General features: G+C 44.6%; 12 protein-coding genes and 3 pseudogenes. All 15 read left to right on the top strand.

The genetic code is table 11. From position 1 onward, the window contains the following. Nucleotides 1-11: 11 nt before the first annotated feature. The 15 genes and pseudogenes from C510_RS16825 to C510_RS16055 all read left to right on the top strand — a co-directional run bounded on the left by C510_RS16825 (nucleotide 12) and on the right by C510_RS16055 (nucleotide 19922). Nucleotides 12-620 (top strand): DUF4230 domain-containing protein, encoded by a 609-nt coding sequence (locus C510_RS16825; protein ID WP_022339456.1) that lies wholly within the window; start codon nucleotides 12-14, stop codon nucleotides 618-620. After that, complete coding sequence (locus tag C510_RS0103005; RefSeq protein WP_018709861.1) at nucleotides 617-1231, top strand: DUF4230 domain-containing protein; 615 nt, start codon at nucleotides 617-619, stop codon at nucleotides 1229-1231. Before C510_RS16825 ends, C510_RS0103005 begins: the two co-directional genes overlap by 4 nt. Before the next feature lie 416 nt (nucleotides 1232-1647). Beyond that, entirely contained in the window at nucleotides 1648-3198 is a 1551-nt protein-coding gene (locus tag C510_RS0103010) for an ATP-binding protein (protein WP_018709862.1), read from the top strand. A 147-nt stretch (nucleotides 3199-3345) separates the two neighbouring features. Next, nucleotides 3346-3684, top strand: a complete 339-nt coding sequence (locus C510_RS16830) for a helix-turn-helix transcriptional regulator (protein ID WP_154651939.1) — start codon at nucleotides 3346-3348, stop codon at nucleotides 3682-3684. A 48-nt stretch (nucleotides 3685-3732) separates the two neighbouring features. Continuing rightward, entirely contained in the window at nucleotides 3733-5595 is a 1863-nt protein-coding gene (locus C510_RS0103020) for a coiled-coil domain-containing protein (RefSeq protein WP_018709864.1), read from the top strand. 188 nt (nucleotides 5596-5783) lie between these two features. After that, complete coding sequence (locus C510_RS0103025; RefSeq protein WP_040365900.1) at nucleotides 5784-8111, top strand: TonB-dependent receptor domain-containing protein; 2328 nt, start codon at nucleotides 5784-5786, stop codon at nucleotides 8109-8111. 53 nt (nucleotides 8112-8164) lie between these two features. Beyond that, the gene (locus C510_RS0103030; RefSeq protein ID WP_025892177.1) at nucleotides 8165-9382 is read left to right on the top strand and encodes a hypothetical protein; all 1218 of its coding nucleotides are present in this window, start codon (nucleotides 8165-8167) and stop codon (nucleotides 9380-9382) included. Nucleotides 9383-9462: 80 nt separating this feature from the next. Beyond that, on the top strand, nucleotides 9463-10095 hold the full coding sequence (locus C510_RS16035; protein ID WP_018709867.1) for a transglutaminase-like domain-containing protein: 633 nt from the start codon (nucleotides 9463-9465) through the stop codon (nucleotides 10093-10095). Nucleotides 10096-10412: 317 nt separating this feature from the next. Then, nucleotides 10413-10760: pseudogene (locus C510_RS0103040) on the top strand (carboxypeptidase-like regulatory domain-containing protein); the annotation flags it as partial. A 293-nt stretch (nucleotides 10761-11053) separates the two neighbouring features. Beyond that, a pseudogene (locus tag C510_RS16045) lies at nucleotides 11054-12043 on the top strand (phage integrase SAM-like domain-containing protein); the annotation flags it as partial. Continuing rightward, the gene (locus C510_RS0103050; protein ID WP_244870444.1) at nucleotides 11985-12911 is read left to right on the top strand and encodes a hypothetical protein; all 927 of its coding nucleotides are present in this window, start codon (nucleotides 11985-11987) and stop codon (nucleotides 12909-12911) included. The pseudogene C510_RS16045 and the gene C510_RS0103050, both read left to right, overlap by 59 nt. Before the next feature lie 1273 nt (nucleotides 12912-14184). Next, nucleotides 14185-15555: an ATP-binding protein gene (locus C510_RS0103060; protein ID WP_018709872.1), complete on the top strand. Its 1371-nt coding sequence runs from the start codon at nucleotides 14185-14187 to the stop codon at nucleotides 15553-15555. Between the two features lie 5 nt (nucleotides 15556-15560). After that, nucleotides 15561-18403 (top strand): annotated as a pseudogene (locus C510_RS16050) (TOTE conflict system archaeo-eukaryotic primase domain-containing protein). 251 nt (nucleotides 18404-18654) lie between these two features. Further along, nucleotides 18655-19728 (top strand): TonB-dependent receptor, encoded by a 1074-nt coding sequence (locus C510_RS0103075; protein ID WP_018709874.1) that lies wholly within the window; start codon nucleotides 18655-18657, stop codon nucleotides 19726-19728. After that, nucleotides 19668-19922, top strand: a complete 255-nt coding sequence (locus C510_RS16055; protein ID WP_081621811.1) for an outer membrane beta-barrel protein — start codon at nucleotides 19668-19670, stop codon at nucleotides 19920-19922. Before C510_RS0103075 ends, C510_RS16055 begins: the two co-directional genes overlap by 61 nt. The last annotated feature ends 106 nt before the right edge of the window (nucleotides 19923-20028 follow it).

The following is a 20028-nucleotide window of genomic DNA, read 5'->3' on the forward strand; positions in this document are numbered from 1 at the left end:
GGAGGTAAGCAATGAGGAAGTGTAGATTATGGATAGGGTGTATCGCCTGGTTGTGTCTGTCGGCTGGCTGTTCATCGGGTGGGGGGCAGGAAGATGTGGCCGAACCGGTTCAGGACGTCGTGTCGGCTCTGAACGATATCCCCAAACTGTATCTGGTAGAGGCCAAAGTAGATAAGGTACTTCTGATGAACGACCAGGAATGGTATACCATCGGTAACCGTAAGTGCATGATTCCGGTGACGGCACAGGTTAAGGCCGGCATTGATTTGAGTAAGCTGAAAGATATCCGGATAGAAGGAGAGGATGTATACCTTACGCTTCCGGCGCCTTTCATTGAGATAGAAAGCTCCGAAATCAAACACGATGAGGTGCAGACCTCCGTGGGATTGTTGCGCAGCAATTTCACGCAGGATGAGTTCTCGCAGTTCGCCAATCGCGGCCGCCGTTCCATCGAGCAGGCTTTGCCCGGCATGGGACTGGTGGAGCAGTGTCAGGACCAGGCGCGTACCATGCTGTCTCTGATGATTCGCAAGCTGGGTAAGAATCCGGTCATTGAGGTACCTCGATACAATACGGAAGAAGTGAAGAAAATGATTATCTATAAGGACAAGCAGAAATGAGTAAGAAGAATCTTTTTCGGATAGTGTTGCTGGTGGTAATCATCCTGGTTGCAGGGTTGGCAGGATATCGTTGGGCCTCGATGGAGGACGATGAAGTATCCCGTGAACCGGTAATGGAACCTACCGCTGTCATTGTTGACGAAGTACGTGCCATTGCCCAGTTGAGTGTGCTTACCTGCTACAAGGATATGGTGGTGAGCCGTGAAAAGAAAGTGCCCGGCATTCTGTTCGATTCAAAGTGCCGGATTACGGTGGTTTATCCTTGCCGTATGAATCTGGGAGCCGATTTGTCTGAACTCCGTAATGAGGATGTACAGATGGATGCTTCTACCGGTCGTATTACCGTGCAGCTTCCTCCGGTCCGGATGCTGAATAAGGACGGTAAGGTGGTAGACGAACTGGCACGGAAATCCATTTCGGACGGCGATACGAAGGTCTGGACACCTGTGGATATGAAATCCATGCGCGATGAGGCCGAACGTCGCTTCTTGGACCAGTGTAAACGTGAAGGCGTATATACTAAAGCCCGTCAGAAAGTAATTGATACGGTCGGGCGAATGTTGCAATCTATTGGATACCAGAATATTACTATTCTGTCTCCCGAAGACTGACAGCGACCGGTTTTCGATGGAAAAAACGTCCTCACGTTTTGATTGAAACGTCTAGACGGATGAAAGAAAACGAACGTTTGTTTCAAGGAAGACGAACGTTCGTTTTTTTGCTTACTTGAAACCGGAATGTTTCTATAACAACGACATGTCCCGTTCGTTCGTCAGGTTGGACTTCTGCCTACAAGAATAAGGATTAATCTGCCTATCCGCACAAACATTTCAATAAAAAGGTCGCCATCGGCTGTCTGTCAACAAAAAGCATCCACAAATACGCAGCGTTGCTTCTTTCTTTCGCTATTTTTAAATAAAATAGGATGCGGCTCGGCATAGTCAAACTGAAAAACTTTGTTTTTCGTTTGTCTCTGCTCTCGCCTTTCACTATTTTTGCAAAAACAATCACTTATCACAGAGAAGCCATGAGCAAGATTTATCCGGTAGGCATACAGAGTTTTGAAAAAATACGTGAAGGCGGTTATTGTTACATCGACAAGACTTCGCTTATTTACAGCCTGGTAAAATCCGGGCAATATTACTTCCTGAGTCGTCCACGCCGCTTCGGTAAGAGTCTGCTCATCTCTACACTGGAAGCTTACTTCCTGGGAAGGAAGGAACTCTTCAAGGGACTGGCTATGGAAGGATTGGAAAAGGACTGGACTGTACATCCTGTTTTGCATCTCGATTTGAACACACAGAGATATGATACACCCGAAGCACTGACCAACGTACTGGAAGAGAACCTGAGCTATTGGGAAAGCCTCTACGGTGCTTCGGAGAGTGAAATCGGAGTAGCCCGCCGCTTCAACGGCATCATCCGCCGTGCGGCAGAGAAGACAGGACGGAAAGTGGTGGTGTTGGTGGACGAATATGATAAGCCCATGCTCCAGGCTATCGGCAACGAACCGCTGCTTACCGACTACCGCAATACGCTGAAAGCCTTTTACGGCGCGCTGAAGTCTAATGACAACTACCTGCGTTTCGCCCTGCTGACGGGTGTGACGAAGTTCAGTAAGGTCAGCGTGTTCAGCGACCTGAATAACCTGATGGATATTTCCATCGACGACCGGTTTGCCAGTATCTGCGGCATCACGGAACACGAACTGCATACCGATTTCAAAGAAGATATCCTGACGCTGGCCCAGAAAAACCGGATGACAGAAGACGAAGCCAAACAGCAACTGAAAGAACAATACGACGGATACCATTTTGTAGAAGACAGCGAAGACATCTACAACCCGTTCAGCCTGCTCAACACATTTGCCAAGATGAAGTTCGGAAGCTACTGGTTCGAAACAGGCACGCCTACTTTCCTCGTGGAACTGCTCCAGCGCAGTAAGTACGACTTGCACCGTCTGACCGAAGAAATGGCTACTGCCGATTCTCTGGGCGGCATCGATACGATGGAAACCAATCCCGTCCCCATCCTTTACCAGAGCGGATACCTCACCATCAAGGGGTTCGACAACCGTTTCAGAACCTATACCTTAGGTTTCCCCAATCTGGAAGTGGAGGAAGGCTTTATCCGTTTCCTGCTACCTTTCTACTCCAACACTTCGAAGTCCGATTCGGCTTTCGAAATCGTTCACTTTGTCCGCGAAGTGGAAAGCGGTAACATCGATGCCTTTATGCGCCGCCTCCAGAGCTTCTTTGCCGACACGCCCTACGAGTTGGCGCGCGACTTGGAACGGCACTACCAGAACGTGCTCTTCATCGTCTTCAAGCTGCTGGGTTTCTACACCCAGGCAGAATACCGTACATCCAACGGTCGCATAGACATGGTGGTGAAGACCGACCGCTACATCTACGTCATGGAGTTCAAGCTGAATGGCAGTGCCGAAGAAGCCATCCGCCAAATCAATGAGAAAGGCTACGCTGCCCCCTTTGCCTCTGATGGCAGAACCCTTTATAAGATAGGTGTAAATTTCAGTAACGAAATCCGGGGGATAGAGGGATGGATTGTCGAAGAATAAACAGACACGGGAAAAAGTTCCTGACAATATCATCGTGAAAATCTTACGCCGACATCTGCTTTACACTTTCCTGTTGAGTACTCTTATTCTGGCCATAACTTAATGACAGACTGGTGAAGGAACTTGGAGAGAAATGCCGTGTTCTGGATGATATGGAAGGAGACTTTGGAAAAAATGTGTGAAAGTACGTACGGTAATTTCGTGAGCCGTCTTCAGGGTATCTGCCCGACACTGACCAAGCAGGAACTTCATCTTTGTATTTTGATCAAGCTCCGTTTCAGCAACGCACAGATGTCAGATATATTCGGTGTCAGTGTCTCTTCCGTATCCCAGAAGAAGTTCCGGCTGAAGAAGCATTTGAGTGATTCGTTGGAAGGCGTTCTTCCTGAGGAGATGACACTCGACAGATGGTTGGCAGAGTTCTGTAAAATACAAATTTCGAAACGGACGTTTCGTTGGCTAGCCTTAACAAAATGCGCACACTAATGTGTATAGTGCCGGAATATTTTTATTTTTGCCGGAAATTTTTGTGAAATGAAAAAGATAACCCACTATATACTGTACATTCTGATTGCTTGTACAGCCCTTTTGAATATTCAATGCAGCGGAAACGGCAAGGAGAAAACTCCGCTTCCGGAACTGGTTCATGCGGAGTCCGTGATGTTTGACCACCCGGACAGTGCGCTTCATATCCTGGAGGACATGCCGATGCCTTCAGCACGCCGGGATAAGGAGAACCATGCGCTGTGGTGTCTGTTGTTGACACAGGCGCAGTACAAACAGGTGATGAAAATCTCTTCTGATTCCCTTGTGAGGATAGCATACGATTATTACAAACCAACAAACAATGCCCGAAGAAAAGCGATAGCAGCCCTATATATGGGTTGTATAAATTATGATCTTGGGAATATAGAAGAAGCGATGCAGTATTATCTGGAGGGTAAAACGGAAGTGGATAAGACGGATGATTATAAGACCGGATATCTGATAATGTCTTCTTTGACAAATCTCTATTTATTCCGTGATTTTGCTGATTATGCACTTGATGCTTGTATGAAGACATACGATTATGCTGTGAAAGATTCTAACAGTCGCTATCAGATGACATCTTTAGGATTGTTGTCCAGATGTTATTGCATATCAAATGAATTTCCAAAAGCTATAGAAACCTATCAGAAAACTGCTGCAAAAGCCGTTGAACTCGGATTTGAAAACGATGAATATTATTATTCAATACAAAAAGAAATTGCTTTGGTTTATACGAACAGTTGGAAGTTTGAAAAGTCATTGGAAATTCTAAAAGCATTACCTAAGATGTATCAGCCATCATTGCTGATTGGTACAAATTATTTAATGCTAAATCAGTATGATTCTGCATATTTATATTTGAATAAGGACTTAAATACGGATAATGTTTATACCAAAAAATCTATATATAAAGCTCTGTATCAATTGGGTGATACACCTGAATACCGTAAATATCTGAAAACCTACTGTGATTCACTTCTTTTCTATACCGACTCTGTCATGTCCTTAGATAAAGGCAAGGAAATCATCGCCTACAAGGAGAAGTACGACCACCAGAAACTCATTACCGAACAGCAGCGTCTGAAGCTGGAGAAGGCAGATGCACAGCGTATGATGTTCATCATCACAATATGCCTGATTGTGGTTATAGCTGTTGTAGCATATTTTTACCAGAAACGTCTTGTCCGTAAGGAAACGACTATTCGCAAACAGTCTGAGCAGCTACAGGACTTCATGCTTCAACTTCACGAATACGAGACACGCCTCATGCAGAACAACCGCTATATGGAGGAACTGAGGGAACAGCTCTCCGGTCAGGAAATGAACTCTGAAGAACTGCATGAATACCGTGAACAGATAGACAGCCTTCAGGTTGAGAACAGCAGGCTGTCTGAAAAGATAAACTCTCTTCAACATCATATTAACGACTATTCTTCCAAACTGGATAAGGCCAGACGTGAGGCAGATAAGTTCCGCAACTTATCGGAAGAAAATCTCTACCTGAAGCAGCGTGAACGTGTGCTTACCGACTATGTGGTGGACAACGACAGACTGGTGAAGGAACTGAGAGAAAAATGCCGTGTTTTGGATGATATGGAATGGGAGACTTTGGAACAAATGTGTGAAAGTACTTACGGCAATTTCGTGAGCCGTCTTCAAAGTATCTGCCCGACACTGACTAAGCAGGAACTTCATCTTTGTATCCTAATCAAGCTCCGTTTCAGCAACAGTCAGATGTCGGAGATATTCGGTGTAAGTGTCTCTTCCGTATCCCAGAAGAAGTTCCGTCTGAAAAAGCATTTGAGTGATTCGTTGGAAGGCGTTCTTCCTGAGGATATGACACTCGACAGGTGGGTGGCAGAGTTCTAAAATAGAAAATGTAGAGATTGATATAATTGTATAATACGGCATAATGCACATATAATCAGTGTGTTATGCCGTATTTTGTTAATAGCTAAATGTAGAGATACTTTTTAAATGGTGTATTGTTATATGTTCTAATTTTGCATTCGGAGATATAAACCATGAGCAATAATAACCTAAAAAGTATCTTTATAATGAAAGCGATTAAAACTTTTTTATTTACATCTTTAATGGTCTTCTTGCCGGTAATTTTATCCGCACAGACCGTAAGCGGAAAATTGATTGACGAGAAGGAAAAACCACTGCCTTTTGCTAATGTTGTATTGCTGTCGCTACCGGATTCTGCATTTGTGAGCGGAACCATCAGCGGAGAGGACGGATCTTTCACTCTGGAGGCAACTTCGGAAAACCAGATAGTGAGAATATCCTCCATCGGATATAAGACCGTATTTAAGCCTGTATCTCCAGCCAATATTGGTACAGTTCAGCTCGTATCGGACGCACAACAATTAGGAGAAGTAGTGGTAAAGGCAGACTTGCCTAAAACACGTGTAAAAGGCAATGCTATGGTGACGACTGTGACAGGAAGTGTGCTTGAAAAAGCAGGAACGGGAAATGACCTGCTCGACAAGATACCTGGCTTATCGGCAAATAATGGCTCGGTTAACGTATTCGGAAGCGGAAAGGCTGAAATCTATATCAACGGAAGAAAAATGAGAAACAGCTCTGAGCTTGACCAACTGTCGTCCGAAAATATTAAAAGCGTAGAGGTCCTCCGCAATCCTGGTGCCAGATATGATGCTTCAGTGAAGGCTGTAGTGCGTATAATAACCAAAAAGCCACAGGGAGAAGGATTCGGTTTCAACAACCGTACATATTTGGGATACCAATATGACCTTGCTTTGCTCGACCAGTTCAACTTCAATTACCGCAAGGGAGGATTCGACCTCGGAGGAATGCTATTAGGAAGCGACTACAAGTTCGAAAACAACAAGATTATTACACAGAAAACATACCTGGATAAAGTCTGGACACAAAATTCAGATATGAAAAATCCGACTCATAGCCAGTACCTTTCTGCTATGCTTTCCTTCAATTACCAGTTCAATGAAAATCATGTGATGGGGGTAAGGTATGATTTTAGCAGAAGTCCTAAAATTGAGATGCGAGCGTATATGAACTCTTCCATTCATGTGGATAATCTACTTGAAGAAGAAAGCAAAAGTAAACTACATTCATTAACCACAAACAACAGTCATACTGTGAATGCCTACTATAATGGAAGTTTCAATGACTGGAAAGTGGATTTTAATGTGGATGGAATGTGGATAGATAACAATAATCCAACTGTTTCAGAAGAAAATGTCAAGAAACCGGACAATACTGAAGACAATCGCATTATCCATACATTAGGGAATAGTAGTAATGAACTTTACGCCGCCAAACTGATAATGGATCATCCATTATGGGGTGGTAGTTTCTCCATCGGTAGTGAATACACCTACAGCAACCGTATAGACAGATACGCAAACGATGAGAATATTATCCCTGACAACGAGAATAGAATCAGGGAAAATGCCATATCTGCATTTGCCATGTACGCACGCAGTTTCGGCCAGTTGCAAGCTCAGGCTGGTGTGAGATACGAGCATCTGGGTTCCGACTACTATGAGTTCGGCAAAAGAATGGATGAGCAAAGCCGTACATACGACAATGTATTTCCTTCAATATCCGTATCATATCCTATTGGTAAAGTCCAGATGATGCTGAGTTATTCAGGTAATATAGAACGACCAAGCTACAACAAACTGTCAAGTTCTATAATATACGCCAACAAATATACATACGAGAGTGGAAATCCGTTTCTGCGTTCTTCCATACTAAATACGTTGTCGTTCAACACTTCATGGAAATGGCTCTATTTCAGTATGAATTACAGCCATATCAAGGATATGCAGACACAGATAAGCCAGTCATATTCGGATGAAGATCCTTCCATCTCTCTGTTCACTCATACCAATGTCCCTAAAATGGACAAGCTGAATGCCACTTTATCTGCATCGCCTACGATAGGTATATGGTCACCGCAGTTCACAGCCATGTACAGCCAGCAATGGCTTGTGATGGACACACCGGACGGTCCAGAAAATCTTAATAATCCTATCGGATACTTCCAATGGAACAATACATTCAGCTTTCGCAAAGATTTCCAGTTCAGTATAGATCTGGAGACTTCAACACGAGGTGAAGACATCACCTACCGTACAATCAAGCCAGGAAGTTCGGTAAACCTTTCATTATATAAAGGATTCTTGGATGGAAAACTGGCCGTGCAACTGCAAGCTAACGACATTTTCAATACTTCATCTTCGGACTTACTGTTGTACAGCGGTAACCGCATTATGATATATAAGCCAGAATCTCGCCGTAGCTTTGGTATGACAGTACGATACAAGTTCAATGCAGCCAAGAGCAAGTACAAGGGTACCGGAGCCGGAGAAAGCCAGAAGAGCCGTATGTAGAAATTGTCTAAAATCCAAGAATGAACTTGAATAAATAATTTTATATTTTATATATGAGGAAGTTATTGTTTTTTATTTTCAGTGCTTTTACAGCCATTGCATTAAAGGCACAGACACCCTCTATTGAGGCGTTGCGTACATGCGCAGCTGAAAAGGGAATGTCTCCCAAAGAATACATATTCAAACAGTTTGAGAAATCGGATATAGTAGTGCTGGGCGAGCGCGACCACCGCGACACGGTACAATACGACCTGATTCACGACATTCTGGCCGATCCCCGTTTTGCTGAACAGATAGGATATGTTTATACCGAAGTAGGCTCGTACAACATGAACGATGATGTGAACCGCCTGCTGCAAGGCAGTTATCCAACGGAGGCGGCTTTCATGGACAGACTGTATGCCTATTATAGAAAGTCAGAGACCTTCTATCCGATTTGGGAGAAGTACAACCGCATTAAATTCCTGAAAGGTATATATGAAATAAACCGTACTTCTTCAAGGAAAATTAAGCTCGGACTAACCGACCGAGAGTTCTCATGGGATGAGATTCGTACTGTAGAAGACTACAAGAAATTCTGGGAATCTCGTACAGTGAACTATCGCGACAGTTTAATGGCTGCCCATATTTCGGAAATGTTTGCCCGCCAGACACCCTTGAACGGTAAGCGCAAGGCATTGGTGATAACCAGTCAGCCGCATGCCATCAACTATTCGATGATTCTCAAAAAGAAAAATACGGTTTATGGAACACAGGGATGGTGGATGAAGAAAATCTTTGGAGAAGAAAAAGTCAGAATCGTGATACTGAATTGGTTTGATTACAACCTGTTTGACGGAAGTAATTTCCCGATGACGGGCGAAGGACATTGGGATGCAGCCTTTGAACTGATGGAATGCCGCCCGTTCGCTATTGATTTGAAAAACACGCCATACGGAGAAACTGCATACAACGGTCACGTCGGAGGTACTACGATTAATGTAAAGAACAAGTCTTGGCAAGATGTGGCCGATGGGCTTATCTACTATGCACCCCTCTACGACCATGTTGCTGCATGGGGTATTGAAGGCCTTATAACCAAAGAGTTTGAACCTGAAATCAAACGCCGTCTGACCCTATTTTTCCAAGCAACACAACCCGGCGCAGAAATACCCATGGAGGCTGCCATAGAAGAATACAATGTTTTTCATGCCCATCCAGCTGCCATCAAAAGCAAAGAGGAAGTGAAGGAAATCATTCAGGAAGTACTGGAGAAGAATATTCGACAATAATGTAGTGGTATTGAATTATTAGCCCTACATTTATAGTCCAAGCAATCCTATTGACAACTACTTTTTAAACAGAACACACAATGAAAAGACTGAAAGGCATCAAACGCATCCTGACCTATATCCACAACAAGATACGCCACGACGGGCAGAACGGTAATCCGAAGGGTGGAAACAACTCCATCAACTTTGCTGAGGCCTGCAAGGACGGCAGCCGAGGTCTGAACTGCCGCGGACTGGCTACGGTGCTGAACGAGTGTTACCTGTCGATGGGTATTCCGTCGCGCGTCATCACCTGCATGCCAAAGACGTACATCAACGATTGCCACGTCATTAACGCTGTCTATTCGTCCACCCTCGGCAAGTGGCTTTGGATAGACCCTACGAACAACGCCTGGGTGACCGACGAACAGGGCAACCTGCTGAGCGTGCAGGAAGTGCGTGTACGTCTCAGGAGCGGCCAGCCCGTCCGGGTGAACGAAGAGGCCAACTGGAACAATGAAAAGAAGACCACGACGGAAGACTATCTGTACGAGTACATGGCCAAGAACCTGTTTTATCTGGAAAGTTGGACGCGCTACGGGTTCAATACGGAAAGCGACCGAGAGAACCTTATCAACTACATCTTTCTGCAACCCACCGGCTGCGACAGCGACCAACGGAACCCGGGGAACTTTTCTGTCAACGACGACCGGTACTTCTGGCAGGTTCCCTAGTAAGAGGTATCACATTTGTCAAGTAACTCAATTACATGATTTCTCCTGGCTACAAATTCTTTCAGAGAGTTGTTGAGTCTTCCTTTCAGAATGTTTTGCAGAAGATATGACGTTGGACCGGTAGCGGGCAGAGTATTGAAAATGCAATTGTAGAGATGATAATTTGTGGATATAATGGTAATGATCAGAAAATCAGATGAATATAAGTATATGCTATAAGCCGGCTTGTAGAGACGTTTTTCATTTTTGTTCCGATAATTCATTCTATCTTTGTCGGTGAAGAACTTACAACAGAAATACAAAATAATACATACAGCATGAAAACACTTAGGAAAACACTACTGCTACTATGCACTTTGGCATCTTCTTTCGGTTTGTCGGCACAGACCGTCAGTGGGAAGCTAGTAGACGAACAGAACCAACCGTTACCGTATGCAAACGTCGTATTATTGTCTCTTCCGGATTCAGCGTTTGTAAATGGAACTATCAGTGGTGAGGACGGAACATTCACTCTGGATGCAACATCGCAAAACCAGATAGTGAAAATATCCTCCATAGGATATAAAACAGTTTGTAAGCCGGTACCTCCGGCTGATATGGGTATCGTGCAGCTCGTATCGGATGCACAGATGCTTGGTGAAGTGGTGGTAAAAGCCGGTCTGCCACAATGGAACAGAACCCACAAAGCAGCCGCCAGCAAACAAGTAACGATAAAACGTAACCCGTTTGAAATGAGCGGTTCTTCATTATTCTGCCAGATGCAGGAAACGCAACGAAGTGCGGAATATTGAGCCATTTCAGTTACCAAGCCGTTAGCCGTCAGTTACCGAAGCAAGGACAGGTAACGCACGGAAAATGAAATTGTTGCAAGCCCGTGCCGATTGCGCCGATACACACCGTTCTGCAAATCAATGGACGCTTACTCATAAGTTAATTTTGCGACAAAAACAGTAAGCGTATGAAAGTGGAAAAATTCAAGGTGCTGCTCTACCTGAAAAAGAGCGGAACGGACAAGTCGGGCAAAGCCCCGATAATGGGAAGGATAACGGTGAACCGTACGATGGCGCAGTTCGGATGCAAGCTGTCGTGCAAGCCGGAGTTGTGGAACGCACGGGAAAGCCGTCTGGATGGCAAGAGCCGCGAGGCGGTGGAAACCAACGCGAAACTGGACAAGCTGCTGCTTGCGGTCAATGCGGCGTTTGATACGTTGGTGGAGCGTGGGCAGGACTTTGACGCTACGGCGGTCAAGGACTTGTTTCAGGGAAGCATGGACACGCAGATGACATTGCTGAGAATGACCGACCGCATCTGCGAGGACTTGAAGGCACGTATCGGCATCGACCGTGCCAAAGGAACCTATCCCGGCTATTACTACATGAGAAAGAGATTGGGCGAGTTCATCGAGTGGCAGTTCAAGACGAAGGACATTGCTTTCGGGCAGCTTTCCGAACAATTCATACACGATTACCAGAACTACGTTATGGACGTGAAAGGCTTGGCGGTGGATACCGTACGCCACTATCTCGCTATCTTGAAAAAAGTCTGCCGCATCGCCTACAAGGAGGGGTATGCCGAAAGATGCCATTTCGCCAATTTCACCTTACCGCAAAAGACAGAGCGTACACCAAGGGCGTTGAGCCGTGAGGACTTCGAGAAAATCCGTGACGTGGAGATACCCGCATGGCGCACCACGCACATCCTTGTGCGTGACCTCTTCCTATTTGCCTGTTATACGGGGACCGCCTATGCGGATGCGGTGAGCGTGACAAGGGACAATCTGTACGCCGATGACAAGGGATGCCTTTGGCTGAAATACAGCCGCCAGAAGAACGAGCTTCGGGCGAGCGTGAAACTGCTGCCGGAAGCCCTTGCCCTGATTGAGAAGTACCATGATGACAACCGCCCGACGCTGTTCCCGATGGTATACCATCCGAACCAACGAAATCTTTTTTAGCGAGCATGGATTGACCTCTACTTCGGCATCCCATCTGGCGGATATCGCACAAGAAGTCATAGCCGGTTGTGAGGCAAAACTGAAAAATTTGACCTTTGTCACTACAAAAGTCGATATTGTAGGCTCTGCTTCCGAATCGGGCAAGACCGTCAACATCGGCTATGATGAAAAAATGTTGGAGCAAGTGCGCCCGCTTTTGGAGGAAATTTCTTCTATGAACGCTTTCTGCGCTTGGATGAGGGAAGCGGTCAAAGCCAAAGACAAGGAACTGAAACGGATAGCCAACCAGACTTTTGAGGAATGGTGTACAGACAAAGGGATTGAACTCCCTTCCAAACCGAAATATCCGGAAGAAATCAAGGACGCGGATATAATTTCGCTGCTGAACATCAAAGAACGTAACCGCTATTTCCAACTGGAAGCCGTGGCCGCTACTATTGGCAAATACATTCATCCGGGTGGCGCGTTCTCTACAGCCCGTGAAGAATTGCAGAATAAAATGGTGAAACCTTATAGCACGGACGGCAATGGGAAAGACACGCTGATTTATGCACATACTCCATCCGTAAACCCGCAAAAGGTGGAAGACGTGTTCTTTGAACTTCAGAAATGGCATCGCCAAAATGAACGTGAGCTGAACAGGGTGAAGTTTGCCATCAAGAAACAAACGGAAAAGAAGACCTTGGAGGACATCCAGCAATTCAAGCAGGCATTGGAACAGGAGAAACAGCGTCACATGCAGCTTTTTACCCAATACAAAGAGTGGCAATTGGAAGAACGGGAACGTATTTCCCGCTTGAAGATTGTGGTGCCGGAAGCCTTGCAAGATACTTATGAGAGATTGAATAAATTGGAAGAATAAAACAAGGTGCTGTGAACCTGCTTCTCAATGGAAGCTAATCATGGCTTTGATGGAACGGAAGCTGTCAGTCCTATTGTGTGTGTAAAAAGTACGAAGGTACAAGGTATGTCTAATAAAAAAACGGCGGATGTAGCTAATGCCTGCATGATGCACATCCGGTCTGAGCCTTTGCCGTAGTCTTTGTCTGTGTCTTGATGTTCCGGAATGGACATCGTTCGGACAGCTCCGTTCCTAACTTGAAATATCTGGTCGTATATGGAATCATTAAGAAATGCGATACAACATCCCAAAGAACCATCCACTCTTGTTGAGAAAATTAAGATATGCCTGTTGTCTGTCTTTTTGTGTATAGGTCTGATGGCTCATATTTGTATGAGAATGTTAGGAATAAGAAAAACATCAGCTTGTCATCCAATGTCTCTTGCCAGATTGTTTGGGAATAAACGGAGGAATTAGTGTCATCCGTTATTCAGGTTGCCCGACTTCGGAGGAGCAACCAAGCGGCAAGGCTTTCGGGAGTAACCCGGAAGGTTTTGAGTAACTCGAAACATACCTTGCTGCTGCCACTTTTCGGCAGTAACCGAAAAGCCTTCGGGTAACCCGAAGGACACCTTGCTGATTTCTCGTGAAATCAATAATCCGTCAGCAAACGGTTTGGAATTTGTGCTGTTATTTCGGCTTTCAAAGCATCGTTTCCCGATGCCCAAGCTGCCCAAAAGAAGAAAGGGAATGAGGACGGTGTGCAAGCCTGCATCTTATTGAGATTACAGGAAACAAAGCCGGCTTAGAAACTGGCAATAGTGTCAATTCGATGTAAATATGTGCCAATCACAGCCAAAACTGACATTAGACTAATAAGGAAATGTTATTTTGAGCAAATATATCCTCGCTTGTTTACAAGCTCAGCGAACCAATGATTTGCTAAAACAATGAAGAACAGAACCCGACAACCAAGAAAGTAATTCAATGCAGATAGGAAGCAAGATAGTTTCAATGATATGCTGGTTTGCTGTCGTGCTGTTGTGCTGGTTTACAACAGCGAAACTTCAAATAAAGGTATCAGCAATGGAGTGCGGATTTAGAGGAGTAGAGTTCAGATGAAGTAAATCGGTGGTACAATGAGTTCGCCTTTCAATGTGGCGATATCAAAGGAATAATTGAAATGAAAACATCCTGAAGTTCTTTCTAATCCAAGAAAATGTGTATATTTGCAGATGTAATAATCTTGAATATGTGAAATATTAATTAGATAATAAAGGCAAATACGTGAATTATGAGAAGAAAGATATATGATAAACTGTTGGAATGGAAGAAGAACCATAAGGGTGATACTGCCCTTTTGATAGAAGGAGCCAGGCGTATAGGGAAAAGTTATATCGTGGAAGAATTTGCACGCAAAGAATACGAGTCTTACATTCTGGTGGACTTCAGCAAGGTAAATCCTCAGGTAATGGAGTTTTTCAATCTTTATTTGGATGACCTTGATATGCTTTTCATGAATCTGGAACTTTACTTCAGGCGGAAACTTACTCCACGCCAGACGAAAGGCGAGGAAGCCCGTTCCTTGGTCATATTCGACGAAGTACAGTTCTGCCCCCGTGCCCGTGCAGCCATCAAGCACTTGGTCGCAGACAGGCGTTATGACTATATTGAGACTGGCTCGCTTATTTCCATTAAGAAGAATGTCAAGGACATCATGTTGCCATCCGAAGAACATGCCATTGAAATGTTTCCGATGGACTTTGAGGAATTCCTGTGGGCAATGGGTGATGAAATGCTGATGCCTTACATCCGGATGCGGTTTGACAAACGTCTTCCGATGGAGGCTTTCCACCGCCGGGCAATGGACTATTTCCGGCAATATCTGATTGTCGGAGGAATGCCACAGGCTGTACAGAAATTTGTGGAAACGCGGGATTTTGAAAAGGTGGATGAGGTGAAGCGCGATATATTGGCTCTTTACCGCAATGACATTCACAAATATGCGGACAATCAGGAAACGAAAGTTGCCGCTATCTTTGAGGAGATTCCGGGGCAATTGCAGAAACACGAAAAGAAGTTTGTCTTATCCGCATTGCAGAGTGAAGCCCGTATGCGTGATTATTCGCAGGCTTTCTTTTGGCTGAGTGATGCTAAAATAATTAACTGTTGTTATAATTCGACCGAGCCGAGTATCGGCTTGAAACTGAATGAAGAACGTACAACGCTGAAATGCTATATGGGTGATACCGGGCTGCTCATCAGCCACGCCTTTGACGAACGTGGAATAGTAAGCGCAGACCTTTACCGGAAACTGATGTTCGGCAAGCTGGAAGTGAACGAGGGAATGTTGGTGGAGAATATCGTGGCGCAAATGCTTCGGGCGGCAGGACACAAACTCTACTTTTTCAGCAATAGTTCCCGGACATCAGCCGAAGACCGTATGGAAATTGACTTCCTGATAGCCAAACCTGTAACGACCAGCAGGCATAACATTTCACCTATTGAGGTAAAATCCGGACAGCGCTACACACTGAACTCATTGAGAAAATGTATCTCCAAATACGGCTCCCAGTTATCCACACCCTACGTGCTTCACGATAAGGATGTGAAAATCGAAGATGGAATCGCGTACCTGCCTTTATATATGACACCGTTGCTTTGAACGATATGGGAACACAGCTTACATATCAAGAACTATTGGCTGCATACAACAAACTTCTTAGGGTGAATGAGTTTCTTCATAAGGAGGTGGATAGGCTACAGGCATTACTAAACAACAAGGATATTCCTTTGGAACAACAAACCATAAAGCAACATTTGTCTTTGGAAGAAAAAGTGGATGTGTTCCGCAATCTGTTCAAGGGACGCGAGGATGTGTTTGCACGGAGATGGCACAGTAGGACAAGCGGAAAATCAGGTTACCAGCCTGTGTGTCGGAACGAATGGGACAGGCAATTGTGTAACAAGAAAAAGTATAAGTGCGCGGAATGTCCCAACAGGTTGTTCAAACCGTTGGAGTATGAGGATATATACCGGCATCTTGAAGGGAAAACCCCGGACGGGCAGGATGTAATCGGTGCCTATGCCATTCTTGCCGACAGCAACTGCAATTTTCTGTGTGCGGATTTCGATGACAAGTCTTGCGAACATGGATATAAGAAAGATGTGTTGGCATATGTCGGGGTCTGTAAAGATTGGGATATTCCTTGTTCCATCGAGCGCTCCCGCTCCGGAAACGGTGCACATGTATGGATATTCTTTGAACAGTCATTGCCTGCTTCCAAAGCGCGAAGACTTGGAAATACAATATTGACAGAAGCGATGGAAAGATACGGGCGGATGACTTTCAAATCATACGACCGCTTCTTCCCCAATCAAGACAGGTTGCCTGAAGGTGGTTTCGGGAATCTGGTAGCCTTGCCGTTACAAGGGAAAGCACGTAAAGAAGGGAACAGCGTATTTGTGGACGAGAATTTTATGGTTTATGAAGACCAATGGAACTATCTGCTTCAGATAAAACGGATTTCCGAAACAACGATTGACGTGATATTGGCTAAACATGGAACGGATTCCGAATTGGGCGAATTGTCCACTACCAGTGAATCCACACCGTGGGAGACCCCGGTACCTCAGAAAATCACTCCTAAGGATTTTCCTGCTAATCCTATTCTCATACGCTCCAATATGCTATACATCCCTTTGTCTGGGTTTTCCGCAAGAGCAATCAACCATCTGAAACGGATTGCCTCATTCAAGAATCCGGAGTTCCATGCCAGACAAGGCATGCACTTGTCCACCTACAACATACCCCGTATCATTTCATGTGCTGATATGGAAGCGGATTACATTGCCCTGCCTCGTGGATGTGAAGATGCGGTCGTTGCTTTTTGGAAAGACAATCAAACCGCATACCGAATAGAGGACAAGACCAATCACGGGAAGAACGTAACCGTAAGGTTTAAAGGCGAACTTCGTGAAGAGCAGAAAGCAGCCATAGCTGACTTGACGGCGCATGACAACGGGGTATTGAATGCTACTACCGCATTTGGCAAAACGGTCACGGCTATCGGTTTGATTGCTGAACGAAAAATAAACACGCTGATACTAGTACACACCAAAGCTTTGTTAGACCAATGGAAATCCCGCTTGGAAGAATTTCTAGAAATAGACTTTACGAAAGAAGACCTTCCAAAGAAACGTGGTCGTAAAAAAGACTTTTCGCCGTTCGGCACATTGGATTCGAAGGGAAATTCACTGCACGGGAGAATAGATATAGCCTTGATGCAATCCTGTTTGGAGGACAATGGGGTGAAACCTTTTGTGCGAAATTATGGAATGTTGATTGTGGACGAGTGCCACATGTATCAGCGGTAAATTTTGAGCGGATATTGAAGTATGCCAATGCCCGTTATGTCTATGGACTGACAGCCACTTCAATCCGCAAGGACGGACATCAGCCTATCATTTTCATGCAATGTGGACCTATCCGCTATTCAGCAGACGCAAAAGCTCAAATGGCATCCCAAACATTCGCACGTCTGCTTGTTCCCCGTTTCACTTCTTACAGGGAATTGACAGATGATAAGTTCACTTATGCCAGAATGATTCAAAAAATGGCTGAAGATGAAAATCGAAACAATCTTATCATAGACGATGTGCGCAAGGCATTAACAGAAGGACGTTCCCCCATTGTATTGACCAATCTTACCGCTCATGCCGAAACATTGGCAAATGCCTTGGCTCTCCATTGCAAGCATATCGTTACTCTCATCGGTTCTGAATCAGTAAGAGAAAAGCGGCAGAAAATGGAATTGCTACAAAATATTTCTCCTACAGAACCGCTTGTCATAGTGGCGACAGGAAAATATGTGGGCGAAGGTTTCGACTATCCACGGTTGGATACTCTGTTTTTAGCCTTGCCAGTTTCTTGGAAAGGTATTATCGCACAATATGCAGGGCGTTTGCATCGGGAATATCCGGGCAAGAAAGAAGTTCGGATTTACGATTACATCGACATTCGCGTATCGATGTGTGATGTCATGTACAAACGAAGACTACGAGGGTATGCTTCTGTAGGCTATCAAATAATGTCCAATGCACCAATGGATTTATTCAACGAAAGTCATAGCATTATTTTTAATGGGCATACATACCAAAATGAGTTCTTCAAAGATTTGTCCCAAGCGAAACATTCGGTGGTTATTTCTGCGACAAAACTTTGGTTTGCCAAACATTCGCCTACACTTGATATACTAAGGAATTTGTCGACGCGGGGCGTGGAGGTTATCGCATTAATCAAGAGTAACTTTGAAAAGGAAGAAAGGCTAAGAAAAATAGGAGTCAGTATCAAGATTAACGACGCATTGGCTATTGATGTTGCAATCATTGACAAATCCTTGATATGGTATGGCAGTGTCAACTATCTTGGTTACAACACTGATGAAAATAACGCCATACGCATTTATGATTCGGCATTGGCAGAGAATGTCTTAGAAGTACTTTATACTTAACGCAGATTTTTTTCGCTAATAGGGCTTATTATGTTGTGGGAGTGTAATTTTCGCTATTTTTCAGAGGAATAATTTTGGCAATGAGGGAGAAAAATACTACTTTTGCAAATGAGGAAAGCGTTCTTTTGATTGATGCAGAACATTGCAGAATAGAGAAGCCCGCTGGTTTCCAAATCGTTACCTGTCAAGCTGACAATCTTTGTAAGTTCTTTGTTTTCAATGAGTAAGAGAAAGTAATATGTCTTCCCAAGATGCAACTGAAAGGGGATGCTATGGTTACTACTGTACAGGGTAGCATCCTTGAAAAGGCAGGGACAGAGGAGGATTTGCTGGACAAGCTTCCAGGGGTATCAGCCGATGATGGAGAAGTCCGTGTGTTCGGTGCAGGCGCTCCGGAAATTTACATCAACGGTCGTAAGGTACGGGACAATTCTGAACTGAACCAGCTTTCTTCGGATAACATCAAAAGCGTGGAAGTGGTAAACAATCCCGGTTCACGCTATGACGCGATGGTGAATGCTGTTATCCGCATTCGTACTAAAAAACCGCAAGGCGAAGGTTTCGGATTCGACAACCGTTTCTATACCGAGTATCGTTATGATTGGACAGTACGCGATGTATTGGATTTCAATTACCGTAAAGGTGGCTTTGATTTGTCGGGTATGATTTCGGGTAATGACAGGCGTAGCGAAAACAACAAACATATCGAACAGGAAACTTTTCTGGACCGTACATGGACACAGAAATCGTATTTATATAACTGGAAACATATTCAGAACATGGCTGCCATGCTCTCCCTCAATTACCAGTTCAATGAGAACCATTCATTGGGGATGCGTTACAATTATGACCGCACTCCTAAATTTCACGATGATATTGATATGCAGACGGATGTAGCTCAGAACAATATCCCTTATGAGAAAAGCAGCAATGTGGGATGGCAAAATTATGAAAGTACCGGTCATACGCTGAATATGTATTATAACGGACAGGTGGGAAACTGGCATATTGACTTTAATGCAGACGGGATTTGGCAAAAGAACAGGATACCGCAGGAAATGCTGGAAGAAATACTTTCGGCAGACGGTGAACGGAAAGAACAGACTGTTACCAGTGAGAGCAAGGATAAAAATACGTTATATGCCGCAAAGCTAGTGGCAGAACATCCGTTGTGGAAAGGAAATTTTTCGTTAGGCGGTGAATATACGTATACCAACCGGCTGAACAATTTGTACCCGGCGGTCTGGAGAACTTCGATAATCCCATGGGTTCACTTACGTTTCGTAATCACTTCAGTTTGCCGCTCGGATTTGGTCTGGACATAGATTTGGGAGCGGATACTCCGGGGGATAATGAAAATGCGTATGTAGCTGAAGGTTGCTGGTATGCTAATGTAGGCTTCTATAAAAGTTTCTTTGATGAGCGTCTGAGTATCAGGCTTCAGGCTGATGATTTGTTTAATTCAAGCGCCGCAAAGGCTGTTTTGTATAGTGGAAACCGTGTTATGGCAGTAAACTAGGAAGTGCGTCGCAGCATAGCCTTGACTCTCCACTACAAGTTTAATGCCACGAAGAGCAAATACAAGGGTACCGGAGCAGGAGAAAGCCAGAAGAGCCGTATGTAAG

The sequence above is a fragment of the Phocaeicola barnesiae DSM 18169 = JCM 13652 genome (assembly GCF_000374585.1).
GTDB lineage: Bacteria > Bacteroidota > Bacteroidia > Bacteroidales > Bacteroidaceae > Phocaeicola > Phocaeicola barnesiae.

Bases quoted from the DNA above. Each gene is read 5' to 3' on its own strand.
- C510_RS0103030 (WP_025892177.1), top strand. From the start codon at position 8,165: ATGAGGAAGTTATTGTTTTTTATTTTCAGTGCTTTTACAGCCATTGCA.
- C510_RS0103060 (WP_018709872.1), top strand. From the start codon at position 14,185: ATGAGAAGAAAGATATATGATAAACTGTTGGAATGGAAGAAGAACCAT.
- C510_RS0103025 (WP_040365900.1), top strand. From the start codon at position 5,784: ATGAAAGCGATTAAAACTTTTTTATTTACATCTTTAATGGTCTTCTTG.
- C510_RS0103020 (WP_018709864.1), top strand. From the start codon at position 3,733: ATGAAAAAGATAACCCACTATATACTGTACATTCTGATTGCTTGTACA.
- C510_RS0103005 (WP_018709861.1), top strand. From the start codon at position 617: ATGAGTAAGAAGAATCTTTTTCGGATAGTGTTGCTGGTGGTAATCATC.
- C510_RS16830 (WP_154651939.1), top strand. From the start codon at position 3,346: ATGATATGGAAGGAGACTTTGGAAAAAATGTGTGAAAGTACGTACGGT.
- C510_RS16055 (WP_081621811.1), top strand. From the start codon at position 19,668: ATGGGTTCACTTACGTTTCGTAATCACTTCAGTTTGCCGCTCGGATTT.
- C510_RS0103075 (WP_018709874.1), top strand. From the start codon at position 18,655: ATGCAACTGAAAGGGGATGCTATGGTTACTACTGTACAGGGTAGCATC.
- C510_RS0103050 (WP_244870444.1), top strand. From the start codon at position 11,985: ATGATGACAACCGCCCGACGCTGTTCCCGATGGTATACCATCCGAACC.
- C510_RS16825 (WP_022339456.1), top strand. From the start codon at position 12: ATGAGGAAGTGTAGATTATGGATAGGGTGTATCGCCTGGTTGTGTCTG.
- C510_RS0103010 (WP_018709862.1), top strand. From the start codon at position 1,648: ATGAGCAAGATTTATCCGGTAGGCATACAGAGTTTTGAAAAAATACGT.
- C510_RS16035 (WP_018709867.1), top strand. From the start codon at position 9,463: ATGAAAAGACTGAAAGGCATCAAACGCATCCTGACCTATATCCACAAC.